This window comes from Mobilicoccus massiliensis (genome assembly GCF_000826525.2).
Lineage (GTDB): Bacteria > Actinomycetota > Actinomycetes > Actinomycetales > Dermatophilaceae > Mobilicoccus > Mobilicoccus massiliensis.
The window spans coordinates 38,197-54,179 of the sequence record NZ_LN651325.1; the positions used below are offsets into that span (position 1 = coordinate 38,197).

Annotated in this window: 15 protein-coding genes and 1 tRNA gene; 9 read left to right on the top strand and 7 right to left on the bottom strand. The window is 71.8% G+C overall.

Annotated features, from left to right (window positions below):
• The first annotated feature begins 12 nt into the window (after nucleotides 1-12).
• On the top strand, nucleotides 13-1,044 hold the full coding sequence (gene nudC / locus BN1197_RS01895) for an NAD(+) diphosphatase (RefSeq protein ID WP_052465863.1): 1,032 nt from the start codon (nucleotides 13-15) through the stop codon (nucleotides 1,042-1,044).
• On the opposite strand, the gene BN1197_RS17625 is transcribed toward nudC, so the two are convergent.
• The gene (locus BN1197_RS17625) at nucleotides 1,041-1,316 is read right to left on the bottom strand and encodes a glutaredoxin domain-containing protein (protein WP_052465864.1); all 276 of its coding nucleotides are present in this window, start codon (nucleotides 1,314-1,316) and stop codon (nucleotides 1,041-1,043) included. The genes nudC and BN1197_RS17625 overlap by 4 nt on opposite strands.
• 112 nt (nucleotides 1,317-1,428) lie before the next feature.
• On the opposite strand from BN1197_RS17625, the gene BN1197_RS01905 reads away from it, so the two are divergent.
• The 3 genes from BN1197_RS01905 to BN1197_RS01910 all read left to right on the top strand — a co-directional run bounded on the left by BN1197_RS01905 (nucleotide 1,429) and on the right by BN1197_RS01910 (nucleotide 4,263).
• The gene (locus BN1197_RS01905) at nucleotides 1,429-3,579 is read left to right on the top strand and encodes an ATP-dependent DNA helicase UvrD2 (RefSeq protein ID WP_052465865.1); all 2,151 of its coding nucleotides are present in this window, start codon (nucleotides 1,429-1,431) and stop codon (nucleotides 3,577-3,579) included.
• Between the two features lie 168 nt (nucleotides 3,580-3,747).
• Complete coding sequence (locus BN1197_RS17220; protein ID WP_176489692.1) at nucleotides 3,748-3,906, top strand: hypothetical protein; 159 nt, start codon at nucleotides 3,748-3,750, stop codon at nucleotides 3,904-3,906.
• Nucleotides 3,907-4,014: 108 nt separating this feature from the next.
• Nucleotides 4,015-4,263, top strand: coding sequence for a WhiB family transcriptional regulator (locus BN1197_RS01910; protein ID WP_040155716.1), 249 nt, complete (start codon nucleotides 4,015-4,017; stop codon nucleotides 4,261-4,263).
• A 68-nt stretch (nucleotides 4,264-4,331) separates the two neighbouring features.
• Here BN1197_RS01910 and BN1197_RS01915 read toward each other — a convergent pair whose 3' ends face one another.
• The 3 genes from BN1197_RS01915 to BN1197_RS01925 all read right to left on the bottom strand — a co-directional run bounded on the left by BN1197_RS01915 (nucleotide 4,332) and on the right by BN1197_RS01925 (nucleotide 6,889).
• Complete coding sequence (locus BN1197_RS01915; RefSeq protein ID WP_040155718.1) at nucleotides 4,332-5,654, bottom strand: ABC1 kinase family protein; 1,323 nt, start codon at nucleotides 5,652-5,654, stop codon at nucleotides 4,332-4,334.
• Nucleotides 5,651-6,541, bottom strand: a complete 891-nt coding sequence (locus BN1197_RS01920) for a hypothetical protein (RefSeq protein ID WP_040155720.1) — start codon at nucleotides 6,539-6,541, stop codon at nucleotides 5,651-5,653. The genes BN1197_RS01915 and BN1197_RS01920 overlap by 4 nt, the downstream gene beginning before the upstream one ends.
• A 183-nt stretch (nucleotides 6,542-6,724) precedes the next feature.
• A complete protein-coding gene (locus BN1197_RS01925) occupies nucleotides 6,725-6,889 on the bottom strand; it encodes a DUF5679 domain-containing protein (RefSeq protein WP_095999829.1) in 165 nt (54 codons plus the stop codon).
• A gap of 159 nt (nucleotides 6,890-7,048) precedes the next feature.
• On the opposite strand from BN1197_RS01925, the gene BN1197_RS01930 reads away from it, so the two are divergent.
• Entirely contained in the window at nucleotides 7,049-7,609 is a 561-nt protein-coding gene (locus BN1197_RS01930; RefSeq protein WP_040155721.1) for a M48 family metallopeptidase, read from the top strand.
• Here BN1197_RS01930 and BN1197_RS01935 read toward each other — a convergent pair.
• Nucleotides 7,590-8,540, bottom strand: a complete 951-nt coding sequence (locus BN1197_RS01935) for a YwiC-like family protein (protein ID WP_052465866.1) — start codon at nucleotides 8,538-8,540, stop codon at nucleotides 7,590-7,592. The genes BN1197_RS01930 and BN1197_RS01935 overlap by 20 nt on opposite strands.
• On the bottom strand, nucleotides 8,479-10,020 hold the full coding sequence (locus BN1197_RS01940) for a zinc-dependent metalloprotease (protein ID WP_052465867.1): 1,542 nt from the start codon (nucleotides 10,018-10,020) through the stop codon (nucleotides 8,479-8,481). Before BN1197_RS01940 ends, BN1197_RS01935 begins: the two co-directional genes overlap by 62 nt.
• Nucleotides 10,021-10,172: 152 nt before the next feature.
• Between BN1197_RS01940 and BN1197_RS01945 the strand changes: the two genes are divergently transcribed.
• Nucleotides 10,173-10,595 (top strand): molybdenum cofactor biosynthesis protein MoaE, encoded by a 423-nt coding sequence (locus tag BN1197_RS01945; protein ID WP_040155723.1) that lies wholly within the window; start codon nucleotides 10,173-10,175, stop codon nucleotides 10,593-10,595.
• On the top strand, nucleotides 10,592-11,710 hold the full coding sequence (locus BN1197_RS01950; RefSeq protein ID WP_141397182.1) for a YlbL family protein: 1,119 nt from the start codon (nucleotides 10,592-10,594) through the stop codon (nucleotides 11,708-11,710). The genes BN1197_RS01945 and BN1197_RS01950 overlap by 4 nt, the downstream gene beginning before the upstream one ends.
• A gap of 40 nt (nucleotides 11,711-11,750) precedes the next feature.
• Here the strand turns inward: BN1197_RS01950 and BN1197_RS01955 are convergent, their stop codons facing one another.
• The gene (locus BN1197_RS01955) at nucleotides 11,751-12,311 is read right to left on the bottom strand and encodes a PPA1309 family protein (protein WP_040155725.1); all 561 of its coding nucleotides are present in this window, start codon (nucleotides 12,309-12,311) and stop codon (nucleotides 11,751-11,753) included.
• A 190-nt stretch (nucleotides 12,312-12,501) separates the two neighbouring features.
• Here BN1197_RS01955 and BN1197_RS01960 point away from each other — a divergent pair, with 190 nt between their 5' ends.
• Nucleotides 12,502-15,684, top strand: a complete 3,183-nt coding sequence (locus BN1197_RS01960; protein WP_082043544.1) for a UPF0182 family membrane protein — start codon at nucleotides 12,502-12,504, stop codon at nucleotides 15,682-15,684.
• Between the two features lie 121 nt (nucleotides 15,685-15,805).
• A tRNA-Met gene (locus BN1197_RS01965) sits at nucleotides 15,806-15,882 on the top strand.
• The last annotated feature ends 101 nt before the right edge of the window (nucleotides 15,883-15,983 follow it).

Consider the following 15,983-nt stretch of genomic DNA (forward strand, 5'->3'; position numbering starts at 1 on the left):
ACCGTGAACGCCATGAGCTCCGAGCCCGCCGACGACCCGTCGCTGCACCGTCTCGCCGGTGCGGTGGCCGGGGCCGCCGCACCGCGCAACCGGCACTCCGAACAACGCCCCTCGCTCGACCTGCGGGCGGTCCTCGCCGAGCCGTCGACCCGGGTCCTCGAGGTCGTCGGCGATCGCTGCGCCGTCGTCGACGACGAGTCCGGAAACCCGCGGCTGCAGTGGCGATCGGCGACACCGGAGGACGCCGAGGCCGAGGTCGTCGTGTTCCTCGACCGCGACGACGACGGTGCGGCCGAGTTCGCCGTCGCCCTCCCGGCCGACGAGACACGCACCCGGTCCGGTGACGCCGCCTCCGACATCGCAGGTCGAAGCGCCACCGACCCGCGCGTCACGTGGCAGACCCTGCGAGAGGTCGGGCCGTGGCTCGACGCCGAGGACGTCGCCGAGTTCATGACCGCGCAGGGCATGATCATCTGGCATCGCACGCACGGGTTCTGCTCGCGCTGCGGAGCGCCCACGGTGCCCGCGTCGGCGGGGTGGGTGCGGCGCTGCACCAGGGAGGATCGCGAGCTCTATCCGCGTACGGACCCGGCCGTGATCATGGGCATCCGCGACGCGGACGATCGCCTGCTGCTCGCGCGCTCACCGCAGTGGCCGGACGGCCGTCGCTCGGTTCTCGCCGGATTCGTCGAACCGGGCGAGAGCGCCGAGGCCGCGGTGCGCCGCGAGGTCGCCGAGGAGGTGGGGGTCGAGGTCGGTCGCGTCGCGTACGCGGGCAGCCAGCCGTGGCCGTTCCCCGCGTCCCTCATGCTCGGGTTCGCCGGCTGGGCGACGCATACCGACGTCACCCTGGACACGGGCGAGATCGCCGAGGCGGAGTGGTTCACACGCGAGGAGTTGACCGAGGGCGTGGACGACGGCCGCCTCATGCTGCCGGGAACCCTGTCGATCGCGCGCCGGCTCATCGAGTCCTGGTACGGCGGGCCGCTCGTCGTGCCTGGGGTCGACGAACGCGGCGGCCCGGCCTGGCACCGCCCGTCCTAGCGGGCGATGCGCAGCAGGACGTCGTCGAGGCCCGGGTTGGTGGCCGTCGTGCCGTCGGGAAAGACGACGGTCGGCACGACACGGTTGCCGCCGTTGATCTTCTCGACGGCCGCGGCCGCCGCCGACGCGTCGGGACTCTGCTCCACGTCGACGAGTTCGAAGGGAACGCCCTCGTCCTCGAGCGACCGTCGCAAGAGCGAGCAGTACGGGCACCACGACGTCGCGTAGACGGTCACCGCGCCGGGCGGGGGAACGAGAGGATGTGCAGCCAACGCCGGCCTCCGCGGGAGTCGATGGATGTCTGCCGCGCCGGCAGACGCCCCGATCCTAGTCCGCCGGCTCCCCGTGACCGGTTGTCGGTGGCCTCTGTCAGGATCGACGGTGATGATCCCCGCACCGCCCTCGAACTCCTCGCCGGCACGTCCCGCCCCTCTCGTGACGCCCGACGACATCCTCGACGCGCTCGATCCCGATCAGCGGGAGGTGGCGAGCAGCCCGTTGGGGGCGATGTGCGTGCTCGCCGGGGCGGGATCGGGCAAGACGCGGGCCATCACCCACCGCATCGCCTACGGTGTCACCTCCGGTGCCTACCGCCCTTCGCAGGTGCTCGCGGTGACGTTCACCGCGCGGGCGGCCGCAGAGATGCGCACGCGTCTTCGTGCCCTCGGGGTCGCCGGGGTCCAGGCCCGCACGTTCCACTCCGCCGCCCTGCGGCAACTGCACTACTTCTGGCCGCGTGCCGTGGGGGGAGCGGCTCCCGAGATCGTCGCCCACAAGGGCGCGATCGTCGCCGAGGCCGCCTCTCGTCTGCGCATCTCCACCGACAAGGCGGTCGTGCGTGACCTCTCGGCCGAGATCGAATGGGCCAAGGTCGGCATGCTCACCGACGAGACGTATCCGGCCGCCGCGATCCGGGCCGGCCGCGAGGCCGCCGGTGTCGACCCGCAGACGATGGGTCGTCTGCTCGCGCAGTACGAGGCGACCAAGACCGGGCGCGGGGTCATCGACTTCGAGGACGTGCTGCTGCTCATGGTCGGCATCCTCGAGGAGTCCGACGAGATCGCTCGCGAGGTTCGTGGCCAGTACCGGCACTTCGTCGTCGACGAGTACCAGGACGTCAACGCCGTGCAGCAGCGACTGCTCGACCTGTGGGTGGGGGAGCGCAAGGACGTCTGCGTCGTCGGTGACCCGGCCCAGACCATCTACAGCTTCACCGGCGCCTCGCCCGCCCACCTCACGAACTTCTCCATGCGGCACCCCGGCGCCCGAATCGTGCATCTCGACCGCAACTACCGCAGCTCACCTCAGATCGTCGACCTCGCCAACCGGGTCCTGCGACGCGCGGGTGGGCCGGCCCGGCGCCTCGTCGCGCAGGGACAGGCGGGGCCGAGCCCGACCCTGACGACGTACGCCGACGACCCCGCGGAGGCGGCGGGCGTCGCCAAGGCCGTCGCCGCCCTCGTCGAGGCGGGTACGCCGGCCGCCGAGATCGCGGTGCTCTACCGCACCAACGCCCAGTCGGAGGTGATCGAGGACGCGCTGGCCGAGGCGGGCGTCCCCTACCTCGTCCGCGGCGGCGAACGCTTCTTCTCCCGGCCCGAGGTCAAGCGGGCCGTGCTGCTGCTGCGCGGCGCGGTCCGCAGCGACGATCCCGAGGTCTCGCTGCCCAACGCGGTCGGTGACGTCCTCTCGAGCCTGGGCTGGTCGCCCGAGCCACCGGCGGGTCGAGGGGCGGTGCGCGAGCAGTGGGAATCGCTCGACGCCCTGGTCCAGCTCGCGGTCGACCTCGTCACCACGGCACCGGGCGCCCGCATGCGAGAACTCGTCGCCGACCTCGACGAACGCGCTGCGGCCCAGCACGCCCCGACCGTGCAGGGCGTCACGCTGGCGTCCCTGCATGCCGCGAAGGGTCTGGAATGGGACGTCGTGTTCCTCGTCGGCGCCTCCGAGGGCCTCATCCCGATCGCCATGGCCGAGGGTGTCGAGGCCGTCGAGGAGGAGCGGCGCCTGTTGTACGTCGGCCTCACCCGCGCCCGGCGTGAGCTGCGGCTGTCGTGGGCGCAGTCCCGGTCCGCGGGTGGACGCGCGAACCGCCGCCCGTCCCGGTTCCTCGAGGCCGCCGGGGAGGTCCTCGGCGACGGCGCGCGGGCCGCACGCGGCGGGCGGGGAGCATCACCGGCCACCTCGAGCCGACGCCGGCCGCGCACCGGCGCCCGTCGGGTCACCTGCGCGGGGTGCGGCACCGAACTCGTCTCGGCGTCCGATCGCACCCGTGGCCGGTGCGCCGACTGCCCGCCCACGTACGACGCCGATCTCTTCGAACGCCTGCGCGCGTGGCGTCTCGAGGTCGCGACCGAAGCCAAGGTGCCCGCGTACGCGGTGTTCACCGACGCCACCCTCGAGGCCATCGCCGAGCACCGCCCGGCCGATCGCGCCGCGTTGTCGCAGATCCGGGGCGTCGGAGCCCGCAAACTCGATCTCTACGGCGCAGCGGTTCTCGCGGTTCTCACCGGCGAGGAGTCCTCCCCGGCGTGATCGCGGGAGGCTCGAATCGGAGTTGACCGAATCCGGGAATTAATTCCGTTGCGAGCCCGAGACGCCTTTGTTTACGCTGGTCGTGTCGCTACGGCGGCTCGCCTCGATCATCGATCAGGGCGGAATGGCAGCAGCACGAGCTACGAGCGCAGAGGGGAGGGGTTGACCATGACGATTCACATCACCGCAGAGGCCTTCGGATCCACCACGTCCGTCGGCGTCGAGCACACCGGTCCGTTCGGCTTTCCGGCCGATACCAACGCCGGTCACGTCCTCGGCAGCCCCTATGGCCCCGTTCGTCCGCGCCTCGTCGCACGCACGCGCTGAGCGCACTCCATTTCGTTCCCTGTTCCCCCGAAGCCGTACCCGTTCGCACCGGACGAGGTGAGCGCTTCGCCGGGACCCACCGGTCCCGACGATCCATCGAGGTATCCGATGCCCGCCGACCGCGCACTGCCGTGTCGCATCCACGACGCCGAGCTCTGGTTCGCCGACGCTCCCAGCGATGTCGAACGCGCCAAGGAGCTGTGTCTCGACTGCCCTCTGCTGCAGGAATGCCTGCAGGAGGCCCTCGAGCGCAGCGAGCCGTGGGGCGTGTGGGGTGGCCAGCTCCTCGTCGCCGGCCAAGTCGTCGCACGCAAGCGTCCACGTGGCCGTCCGCGCAAGACCGAGGTCGCGGCCTGACCCCACGTGCCGAGGCCAGGACGTTCCTCGCCGCCCCTTCCCCCATCGGGCGGGGGCGGCGAGGCGTCTCAGACGGTCTCGGAGAACTCGGCTCCGGGGAGCCCGCGAGCGAGGACGGACCGGACCGGCACCACGCCCGCGAGCTGGCACAACACACCGACGCCGCCGGCCCACACCCGCTGGATCATCATGTACTCCGGCGGCAGGTTGAGCCGCAGGCTCGTGCGAAAGTCGACCGAGCGCGGATCCCGCAGCCGTTCGGCGTGACTGCGCAACCAAGCGCGGGTCGGCCGGAACTCGTCGACGCGGACGGCGTCGAGGAACGGGTCGATGACATCGAGCAACTCCTCGGCGTCGATGTCGATGTGGGCGCGCACGAACCCCTCCTCCCGCAGCCCGTCGAGAACGGCCTGCGCGTCCTCCTCGAGGGCGCGGGTCAGCAGTTCGCCGATGGCCGTCGGCAACCCGTCGGGCAGTCGGTCGGTCGCGCCGAAGTCCATGACCCCGAGGCGCCCGTCGGGCAGGAGGCGGAAGTTGCCCGGATGCGGGTCGGCGTGCAACAGCCGAGCGCGCTCGGGGCCGGCCACGTGGAACTCGAGGTAGCGCGTGGCGGCGTGGGAGCGCTGCTCCTCGGTGCCCTCGGCGATGATGCGCGACAACGGCAGGCCGTCGAGCCATTCGGTGACCAGCAGGGTCGGGCCGTGGTGGACGACGGCCGGAACGAGGATGTGCGGGTCGCCGGCGAAGGCCTCGGAGTACGTCTTCTGGCTCGCGGCCTCGCGTTCGTAGTCGAGTTCCTCCGCGACCCGGCCGACGAACTCCTCGAGTAGCGGCTGCAGATCCAGGCCGGGCACCCACCCGGCGGACATGCGGGTGACGCGGGCCAGGCGCCGGAAGTCGCCGACGAGCGCGGGGCCGGCGCCGGGGTACTGCACCTTGACGGCCACCTCGCGACCGTCCTTCCAGACGGCCCGGTGCACCTGGCCGATGGACGCCGACGCCGCGGGGGCGTCGTCGAGGTCACGGAACTTCGTGGCCCACCGCGGCCCGAGGTTCTCGGCGAGGATGCGATGCACCGTGGCCACGGGCATCGGTGGCGCCGAATCCTGCAACCGGGTCAGCGCCGCGCGATACGGGCCCGCGAGGTCCTCCGGCATCGCGGCCTCGAAGATCGACATCGCCTGCCCGACCTTCATGGCGCCGCCCTTGAGCTCTCCGAGGACGGCGAAGAGCTGCTCGGCGGCCCGGTTCTGCAGGTCGAGGGCGATGTCCTCGGCCGGGACGCCGGTGAGGCGGCGCCCGGCGCCGAGAGCGGCGCGCCCGGCGACGCCCAGGGGCAGGGTCGCCAGCCTCGCGGTGCGGGTGATGCCGCGGCGGGGAGGTTCGCTCACCCCTCCATTGTGGGGGCCGCGCCTCGATCCGCGAACCCCGCCCGCGATCCGTGGCGGTGGCACCGCGGATGCCGGGCCCAGGTGCGCCGGGTGAGTCGCGGCGGCGCCACCGCCATCTCCACCGACACCGAGGGGTCCTCGGTGCGGCCACGCTCGACCGGCCCTGTGCCCGCGGCGTCGAGGTGCTCGACGATGCGCGAGCAGGCGAGCGAGGCCGCAAGTGCGGTGATCGGTGACCGGCGACGGGGTTCGGAGAACCGCTGCGCCTGGGCGAGGACGAGCGCCCACGCCGGATCGTGGTCGGCTCGCGTGAGGTCGAGGCAGAGCAGACACGGTCCCTCGTCGGAGACGAACGGGCCGACGGTGACGGTACTGCCGCGCACGAGCACCGGCAGGCAGTCGACGCCGTCGTGTCGAGCGTCGACGGGCGAGAGGGCACCTGAGGTGACTCGGACGACGAGGTCGATGTGCTCGCCGGTCAGCGACCTGCGGCCGGCCCGATGGGCGAGGTCGATCTCGTCGAGCACCTCGGGGCCGTGGCGAACGATCGCCCCGACGTCACGCAGCAGGCCCGCGAGGAGATCCGTCGTCGGGCCCTGGCCGTCGATCGCGATCGTCGCATCGAGCGGGGGCGGGTCGGCGCGGGCGTCGACCACGAAGCCGCGACGGGAGAGGGCCCGTACGAGGCCGACGAAACGGTCGCCGGCGCCCGTGCCGCGGCCGTGCAGAGCCTCCAACGGCTGTGAACCGTCCAACGCCTCGAGAGAGCGGATCTCCTGCGCCGACAGACCGGAGAGCACGACGGCCTCGTGAGGGTCGAGCCCGAGCTGGATCTCTCCTGGCCCGCGGTGCAGGAGGGGAGTGGCGGGGCTGAGCGTGGGGTACACCGGGACTCCTCATGACGGGCGACGACACCGACGACGATCACCGCGTGGACGGCGGGAGAACCAGTCTCGACCGCCGACCACGACCCACGGCCTCGCTCGTCCACAGTCACCCCATGAGCCCCGAGACACGGCGACGGGGTGGCCGCGCCCCCCGCGCGTGCCACCCCGTCGTCGACCGGTGCGTCAGGCCTTGCCGAGAATGCGGTTGAGCTTGGTGTTGCACTCCGGGCAGGTGCCCTTGGCCATGCGGCGGCCGTTGGACTCGACGACGTTGCCCTCCGTCTCGCGCTTCTCCTTGCACTTGACGCAGTAGAACTCGCCCTTGTAGGTCTCGCCGGTGTCGGTCATGTCAGTGGGTCTCCTTGTCGTACTGGGCTGCCGGTGCAGCCACGGACCAGTTGCCCACCCTAGGTCAGTGGCGCGGCGCTGCCGGTATTTCCCTCTCGTGGCGCGGCGTGCGGCGCCCCTGCGGGGGAGTTGTCAGAGGCCACCGCTACGGTGCGATCCATGCCGAGCCGCCTGCGCCGTGAGCCCCGTCCCGACACCCTCGCGGTCGACGGCGAGACCGTGTCGATCCGCCGCAGTGCGCGCCGGCGCCGCACCGTGAGTGCGAGATTCGAGGAGGGCCGCATCGTCGCGCTCGTACCCGAGGCGTTGCCGGCCGCGGAGGAACGCCGACTCGTCGAGCAACTCACACGCCGCCTGCGCAGTCGGGAGACGCGCACCGGCGACGCCGAGCTCGAAACGCGGGCGAGGACACTGTCGGCGCGCTACCTCGGCGGTCGCGCCGAGCCGTCGTCGGTGCGATGGAGCGGGCGCCAGCAGCGGCGTTGGGGGTCGTGCACGCCCTCGACAGGTGAGATCCGCATCTCGGAGTCGGCACGGGCGCTGCCCGAGGAGGTCCTCGATTACGTGCTGCTGCACGAACTCGCTCACCTCATCGAGCCGGGCCACGGGCCGCGGTTCTGGGCCGAGCTCGCCGGTTATCCGAGGCTCGAACGGGCGCGCGGGTTTCTCGACGGAGTCTCCTTCGCCCAGGACCGGGGGCTCACCACGCCAACAGGATGAGCGCGAGTGCCACCGAGAGTGCGATCTCCCCCAGACCGACCTTCATGGGACGGATGCGCCGCCCGGCGAGCACCGCGGCCCGCGCGGTCGTCACCGCGAAGAACGCGACGAGCAGCCCTTGCGTGAGCTGCGGCGGGCGCAGTTCGGCCGGCAGCAGCGAGGGCACGACCGCCCACAGCACGGTGGCTGCGGCGTGGTACGCGATCGAGGCCCGACGGTAGGCGCGCGAGCCGCGTTCACGGATGAGGGTCTTGACGTAGAGGCTGGTGCCGACGAAGTACAGCGCGAGGGCGAGTGTCGACCCCACGAGCGGCGCGTCGGAGACGGCGGCACCCAGCGCGTTCCCCGTCTCCCCGAGGCGACCGGCGCTCGCGGCGACGAGGGTCATGAGACTCGCGGCGAGGATCGTCACGACGTCGTTGCCCAGGGCCCGGTCCCGGCGCCGGGAGGAGTACCACAGACTCACCGCCGCGAAGGGGGCGAACACCGGGGCCCACCAGGCGAGTTCGGGGCGAAGCGCGAGCAGCGCGAGACCGGCGACCAGGCTCACCCCCGCGTAGACCAGCACCGGGGTGAGGTAGACCTCCTTGCGTCCCGAGCGCAACCACAGACCGGCGGCCGCGAAGCCGAGGTATCCGACGATCCAGCAGACCGTCAGCGGCACGTGGGCGAGGGACCATCCCGACCGAATCGCGCCGACGAGCAGGGGGACCGTGAGCATCGCCCATGCGCCGTGCTGCTTGGGGATCCACGCCGCCCGGGCCTTGTTCGGCCGCGAGCGCCGGGCGCGAGGGGTGCGGGCAGGAGCCCGCCGAGGTTCGGCCCGCACGCCGACCGGATCGAGGGCGGGACCTGCGGAGGAGAGGCTCTCAGCGTTCGCCATCGGAGTCGCGCCGTTCGTCGTGCTCGCCGTCGCCACCGGGGTGGGCATCGGGGTCCTTCTGCTGCGTCTGTGACGGCCACGGCCCGGCGTCCGAAGGGCCTTCCTCGGCCGCCGCGTCCCCACGCTGCCGGGCGTCCTCACCGGCGAGAATCGCCTCCAGGGCCGCGTCGAGGTCGTCGGTGAGCTCGGTGCGCTCGCTGCCGACCGTGCGTTGGACGAAGCCCAGCGGGTCGTCGAGGTCCTCGGCCCCGGGGGCGACGTCCGGGTGGGCCCAGGCCGCGTCACGGGTCTGGGCGTCGGAGGCGCTCTCGAGGGCCGCCCAGAGGTTGGCCGCGTCGCGCAGCCGGCGCGGCCGCAGTTCCAGGCCGACGAGCTGGCCGAAGAGTTGCTCGGAGACGCCACCCGTGGCGCGGCGGCGACGCACCGCCTCACCCAGGGCGGCCGCCTGGGGCAGATGGCCCGACGTTGCCTTGTCGCTCACGTGGTCGACCCAGCCCTCGACGAGCGCGAGGAGGGTCTCGAGCCGGGTGAGCGCCGCCTTCTGCGCGGGGCTGGGATCGTTCGTGAACAACGAATCGCCGATGGCCTCCTGCATCGCCTTGGGGTCGGTCGGGTCGATGCCGGCGACCTTGGCCTCGATGGCCTCGGTGTCGATGCGGATGTCGCGGGCGTAGGCCTGCACCGCGGTGACGAGCTGGGGGCCGAGCCATCCGGCGCCGTGGAAGAGCCGCACCCGGGCCGTCTCGCGCACGGCGAGGTACAGCTCGATCTGCGCGGCGTCGATCTCGAGGCCCTCCGCGAACTCCGCGATGTTGGCGGGAAGGACGACGACCGCGCCGTCCTCGACGAGCGGAAGACCGACCTCGGTGCCGGTGAGCACCTCACCGGCGAGCAGGCCGACGGCACGACCGATCTGCGCGCCGAACATCGAGCTGCTCATGCGCGCGAGCATCGGCTCCATCTGTCCGAGCATCCCGGAGATGTCCATGCCTGCGGGCAGCTGCGGCATGCCGGGCATGCCCTCGGGCAGGCCGTGCTCGCCGAGCTGATCGAGCTGACTCTTGAGCGCGGAGGTGATCGCGGCCGTGACGCCCTGCGCGACGGGGGAGACCAGCCGCCCCCACATCGGCATCGTGCCGGCCACCCACTCCGCGCGGCTCCACGCCTTGACGCCGCCGGAGGGCGCCTCGAAGGAGGTGACCTCGTCGAGCCACAGGCCCGCGACGTGGCCGGCCTCCTCGATCGCTCGTCGCTGCTTGTCGCTCACGACGGCGTCGCCCTCGGCCGAGACCGTCTTGCGCGCGACGTCGGCACAGAGGTCGAGGTCGACCCCGTCACCGGTGGACGGGCCGGAGAACATGGCCTGCAACTGGCCGGCGATCATCGCCATCTGCGAGGGATCGATCCGATCGAGGCCCATCGACTTCAGCGCCTCGGCCATGGCCGGGTCCCCGCCGCCGAGCAGTTGTTCGAACAGCTTGGCGAAGTCGGGCTGTTCGGGCTCGTTCGGGTGGGACGGGTTGGACATCAGGACTCCTTCACGCCTGAGACACTGTCTACTCCCACATAACCACGCACGGCGTCGCGACGTTCCCGGGGATCCGGCCGATGGACGTATTCGTCTCCTCGGTCTCCTCGTGACCGTGGCGCCCGCTCACCCCACGAGCCTCGAGGAGAGCCATGCCCGACACCCCCCTGGTCGCCGTGAGCGACAGCCCGTTGTCGGTCGACGAGGTGCTTGGCGCCGTCGCCCACCCACGGGTCGGCGGGGTCGTCACGTTCCTCGGTGTCGTGCGAGATCACGACGGCGGCAAGGGTGTCGGGGGTCTGGAGTACTCGGCCCACCCGAGCGCCGTCGAGAAACTGCGTGAGCTCGTCGACGCCACCTTGCGGCGCGACGGGGTCGTCACCGCCGCCGCGGTGCATCGCTCCGGGAGCCTGCGGGTCGGGGACCTCGCGGTCGTCCTCGCGGTCGGCGCCGAACACCGGGGTCAGGCCTTCGACGCCTGCCGTGCCCTCATCGACGACCTCAAGGCCCAGGTGCCCATCTGGAAGCACCAGCTCTTCGCCGACGGCTCCGACGAGTGGGTGGGCACTCCGTGAGGTGGCGCCGCTCCGGCGCGACGAGTTCTCTCGAGACCTCTGACGCGCCGTCGGCAGCCGTGCGCCGGCGGCGTCCCCTGTTCGGCCGCCCGTTGTCGGCGCTGCTGCTGCTCCTTGTCGTGCTGGGGCTCGTCGGGCAACTCGTCACCCTGCCCTTCGTCGTGCTGCGACCGGGCCCTGCGGTCGACATCATCGGGCGTCCGGAGGACGGCGCGCCGGTCGTCACGGTCGAGGGCGCCAAGTCCTATCCCACGTCGGGAGCGCTGTACTTCACCACGGTCGCCCAGTACGGCGGCCCGGGACGCCGGCCGACCGCCTGGAACGTGCTCGGGGCCCTCGTCGACCCCGACGCCGAACTCCTGCGGGAGTCGGTGGTCTACCCGCCCCAGGTCTCCGAGCAGGCGGTGCGCGAGCAGAACACCGCGGCGATGACCGACTCCCAGGACGAGGCGGTCGCCGTGGCCCTGAGCAAGCTCGGCCGTCCGGTCACCGAGCGGGCGGAGGTGGCCGAGGTCCTGCCCGACAGCCCCGCCACCGGCGCCTTGCGGAAGGGCGACGTCATCACCCGTGTGGACGACAAGGCCGTGGGCCACGCCTCCGAGATCACCCAGCGCATCCAGAAGAGCGCTGGTGACGTGACGCTGACCGTGAAGCGCGGCGGCTCGACCCAGACGGTCCCGCTCACCCCCGTGGTCCGCAACGGGCGCCGGGTCGTGGGCGTGCTCATCCAGCCGAAGTTCTCCTTCGGGGTCGACGTCAAGATCCACGTCGGAGACGTCGGGGGTCCCTCGGCCGGCATGATGTTCGCCCTCGGGGTCTACGACACGCTCACCCCGGGCGCGCTCACCGGCGGGCAGAAGATCGCCGGCACCGGAACCCTCGTCTCCACCGGCGCGGTCGGCCCGATCGGGGGCATCGCCCAGAAGATGGTCGGCGCGAAAGAGGCCGGGGCGGGGTTCTTCCTCGCTCCCCGGGGCAACTGCAACGAGGTCGTCGGTCACGTGCCCGACGGCCTGGTCGTCACGCCCGTCGAGACCTTCGACCAGGCGCTCTCCGCGGTCGAGAAGGCCGCGGCCGGGCAGGGGGCGAGCCTGCCGTCGTGTCCCGGGCAGTGAGGCGGGCACTCGCCTCGGCCGCGAGTCGCCGCGTCGAGCCTCAGTCCTCGAGGGTGGCGGCCAGGGCGTCGAGCAGGCCGGGTGCGATCTCCTCACCGCTCGCGACCTTGTCGTCGCTGTCGTGCGCTCGCTGCCGGACGAGGCAGACCCGGTCGCCGTCGCGTGACACCGCGGCGAGGATGCGGATGTCGGCCCGGCCGGGGTGTTCGAGCAACGCCTTCGTCGCCTCGGCGGGGTCCTCGGGCAGGCCCTCCTCGGCGCCGGGGGGAAGGACGATCCGTTCGATCGCCACCGCCACGCCGTCGACCTGCGGCGGCCACGCGAGCTGGGCCAGCAGCTCCTCCACGTCGGAGTGGGCCGGCAGGTCGTCCTGCTCGATGGTCACGTAGGCCGAACCGGGCTCGGGTGCCTCGGTGGCGCCCTGCTCCGCGGGCGCGTCGTCGAGCCGCCGGGCGAGGTCGGGTTCGGCCTCGGCGAAATCGGCCGCGTCGACGAGGGCGAAGAGACGCAGCGGCTGGTCCCAGCCGGAGGCCGCGACGTACTTCTCCGCCTCCAGGGCGCACTCGAGCAGGGGCGGGTGGACGGGCACGATCTCGGTCACGCGGCCATCGTGCCAAACCGCGGGCCACCCCGGCACGCGGGCGTCGGCGGGCCGCTGACGACGCGTCGTCGTGCGCGCCACGTTCGGGCCCCCTCAGCACTCCTCGGTCGGTTGTCGGCGGGCCTGGGTACCGTGGAGCAGTACACCCGACGAGACGGCACGACCAGACGGCAGGACAGGTGGATACGGCGTGAGTGACCAGACCCCCCGGGATGACTCCTCGGGCGGCGACGAGAACGCGGGCCGCGGGTTCGGCGGGCCCGGCGGTTTCGGTGGCTTCGGCGGTCTGCGCGGGCACGGCGTGCCCGGCGGTCCCGGCGGTCCCGGCAATGGCGCGGGCGGCGGAGGCGGCGCAGGCGGCAGCCACGTGCGTACGGCCGGCCCGGGTGGCGCGCGGCGGCCCAGCAGGTTCGGCCTGACGGTCGCCATCGTCCTCGTCGTCCTCGGCGTGCTCGCGGCGCTGTCGAGCTTCTGGACCGACGTGCTGTGGTTCTCCGCCACCGGGTTCTCCGGGGTGTTGTGGACCCGCCTCGCTGCGCAGGTCGGGGCCTTCGTCGTCGCCTCCCTCGTGGTCGGTGCACTCGTCGCCTCCGCCCTCGTCATCGCCTACCGCACCCGGCCGATCTACCCGCCGTCCACGGCGCAGCAGGAGGCCCTCGACCGGTACCGCGAGGTCATCGACCCGCTGCGCAGGATCGGGCTCGTGGTCGCGCCCCTCGTGCTGGGTGCGTTCGCCGGTCTCGCCGCCGCGAGCCAGTGGCAGACCCTGCTGCTCTGGCTCAACGCGCAGTCGTTCGGTCAGCAGGATCCGACGTTCGGTCTCGATGTCGGCTTCTTCGTCTTCACGCTGCCGTGGCTGCAGTTCCTCGTCTCGTTCGGCACGATGGCCCTCGTCCTCACGCTCGTCACGGCCACCGTCACCCACTACGTCTACGGCGGCCTGCAGCTCTCGGGCAGCGGGCCCCGCACGACCAAGGCCGCGCGGGTGCATCTCTCGCTGCTCGCCGCCGCGCTCGTGCTGCTGCGGGCCGTCTCGTACTGGCTCGAGCGGTACGAGCTCTCGACCAAGCGCGGCAGCCTCATCACCGGTCTGCAGTACACCGACCAGAACGCGGTCCTGCCCACCAAGGCCATCCTCGCGATCGCGGCGCTCATCTGCGCCGGGCTGTTCATCGCGACGATCTGGAGCCACTCCTGGCGCCTGCCGATGATCGCGGTCGCCATGCTCGTCATCACCTCGGTGGTCGTCGGCAGCCTCTACCCGCTCGCCGTGCAGAACCTGCGGGTCGGGCCGTCGGAGCAGTACTTCGAGGCGGAGTTCATCCGCAAGAACATCGAGGCCACCCGGCGGGCGTACGGCATCGACGGCATCGAGAAACAGCAGTACAACGCCCAGACCAAGGCGTCCTCGGGGCAGTTGCGCGCCGACGCGGCCACGGTCCCGGGCATTCGCCTGCTCGACCCGACCATCGTCTCGCGCACCTTCACCCAGACTCAGGGCCTGCGGCGGTACTACGGGTTCCCCGACGTGCTCGACGTCGACCGCTACCGCATCTCCGGCCAGCCGCGCGACACCGTGATCGCCGCCCGCGAACTCGACCTCAACGGGGTGCCGCAGCGCAACTGGGTCAACGACCACACGGTCTACACCCACGGCTACGGCGTGGTCGCCGCCTACGGCAACAAGCAGACGAGCGACGGCGAGCCCAGCTACTACGTCCGCGACATCCCGCCCAAGGGGGAGTTGGGTGAGTTCGAGCCCCGCATCTACTTCGGCGAGCGTTCGACGGAGTACTCGATCGTCGGCAAGGAAGGCGGTCGCCCCGACCGCGAGCTCGACTTCCAGTCGGCCCAGGGCGAGCAGAAGAACACCTACGCCGGTGGCGGCGGGGTGCGCATGGACAACTTCCTCAAGCGGGTGGCCTACGCCATCAAGTACCGCGAGTACCGCATCATGCTGTCGGAGCAGGTCGGCGACTACTCGACGATGCTCGACCACCGCACTCCTCGCGAGCGCGTCGAGCGGGTCGCGCCGTGGCTGACGCTCGACGGCAACGCCTACCCCGCGGTCGTCGACGGCCGCGTGCAGTGGATCCTCGACGGGTACACGACGTCGGCCAACTACCCGTATTCGCAGAAGCAGTCCCTCGAGACGGCGACGACCGACGCGGTGACGACCCGCGCGCAGAGCGTCGAGGCGGTGCGTGCCGGCGAGATCAACTACATCCGCAACTCGGTCAAGGCCACGGTCGACGCCTACTCGGGTGAGGTGAAGCTCTACGCCTGGGACGAGTCCGACCCGATGCTCAAGGCGTGGGGCCAGGCGTTCTCGGGCACGCTGCGGCCGATGAGCGAGATCAGCGCGCAGCTCATGTCGCACGTGCGCTACCCGGAGGACCTGTTCAAGGTTCAGCGCGACATCATCACGAGGTACCACATCACCGATCCGGGCGGCTTCTACACCGGTGGTGAGTACTGGAAGGTGCCGGAGGACCCGACGTCCGGCGACCCCAAGCAGGCGGGCCTGCCCGATCAGCCGCCGTACTACCTCTCGATCGCGATGCCCGGTCAGGAGAACCCGGCGTTCTCGTTGACGACGTCGTTCTCGCCGGTGGGTACCGACCGGCCGTACCTCACGGGCTTCCTCGCGATCGACTCCGACGCGGGCTCTGAGGCCGGCAAGCGACGCCCCGGCTACGGCACGATGAGGCTGCTCGACCTGCCGAGTTCGACGAACGTGCCGGGCCCGACGCAGGTGCAGAACCGGATCGACTCCTCGAACGACAAGTCCGACCGGTTCGATCTGACCCTCAGCCAGTTCCTCAACCTCAACAGCCAGGGCGGCTCTCGGGTGCACAAGGGCAACCTGCTCACCCTGCCGGTGGGTGGCGGATTGCTCTACGTCCAGCCGGAGTACGTCAGCGGTACCGCCGGGTCGACGTACCCGCGCCTGCAGGCCGTCGTCGTCTCGTTCGGCAACGACATCGCCTGGGCCGCCACACTCGACCAGGCCCTCGACGCCCTGTTCAAGGGCGACTCGGGTGCGCAGGCGGGTGACAGTGGCGTGGCGCCCACGCCTCAGACGCCGGGGGCCACCCCGAGCCCGGGTGCGACGCCCACACCGTCACCGTCCGGCTCCGCGCAACCGCAGGAGCTCAAGACGGCGCTGGCCGAGGTGCAGAAGCAGTACGAGGCCGGCCGCGAGGCCATGAAGAAGGGTGACTGGGCGGCCTACGGCGAGGCGCAGAAGAAGCTCGACACCGCGATCAAGCGGGCTATCGAGCTGCAGCCCCAGGGCGGGTCGGTGAGCGTGAGTCCCTCCTCGCCTCCCGCCACCCCGGCCCCGACGGCCTCGGGCACTCCGACGGGCTGAGATGGCGACGGGCGGGCCTCGTCGTCGCACGGCGCAGGCCCGCCCGACGCGGTTCCCGACCGCGTACTCCGGTGCCCGATTTGGACGAGTGAGCACGGTGGCGTAAGGTGGTGTTCACCGACGCGGGGTGGAGCAGTTCGGTAGCTCGCCGGGCTCATAACCCGGAGGTCGCAGGTTCAAATCCTGCCCCCGCTACCACTCGAAGAGCCGCGGTCCTCAGGGACCGCGGCTCTTTGCTTTGTCCGGACGACAGGCGCCTAGGTCAAACCCCTGGACCTCTGGCTCACGCCGCCGGCCAT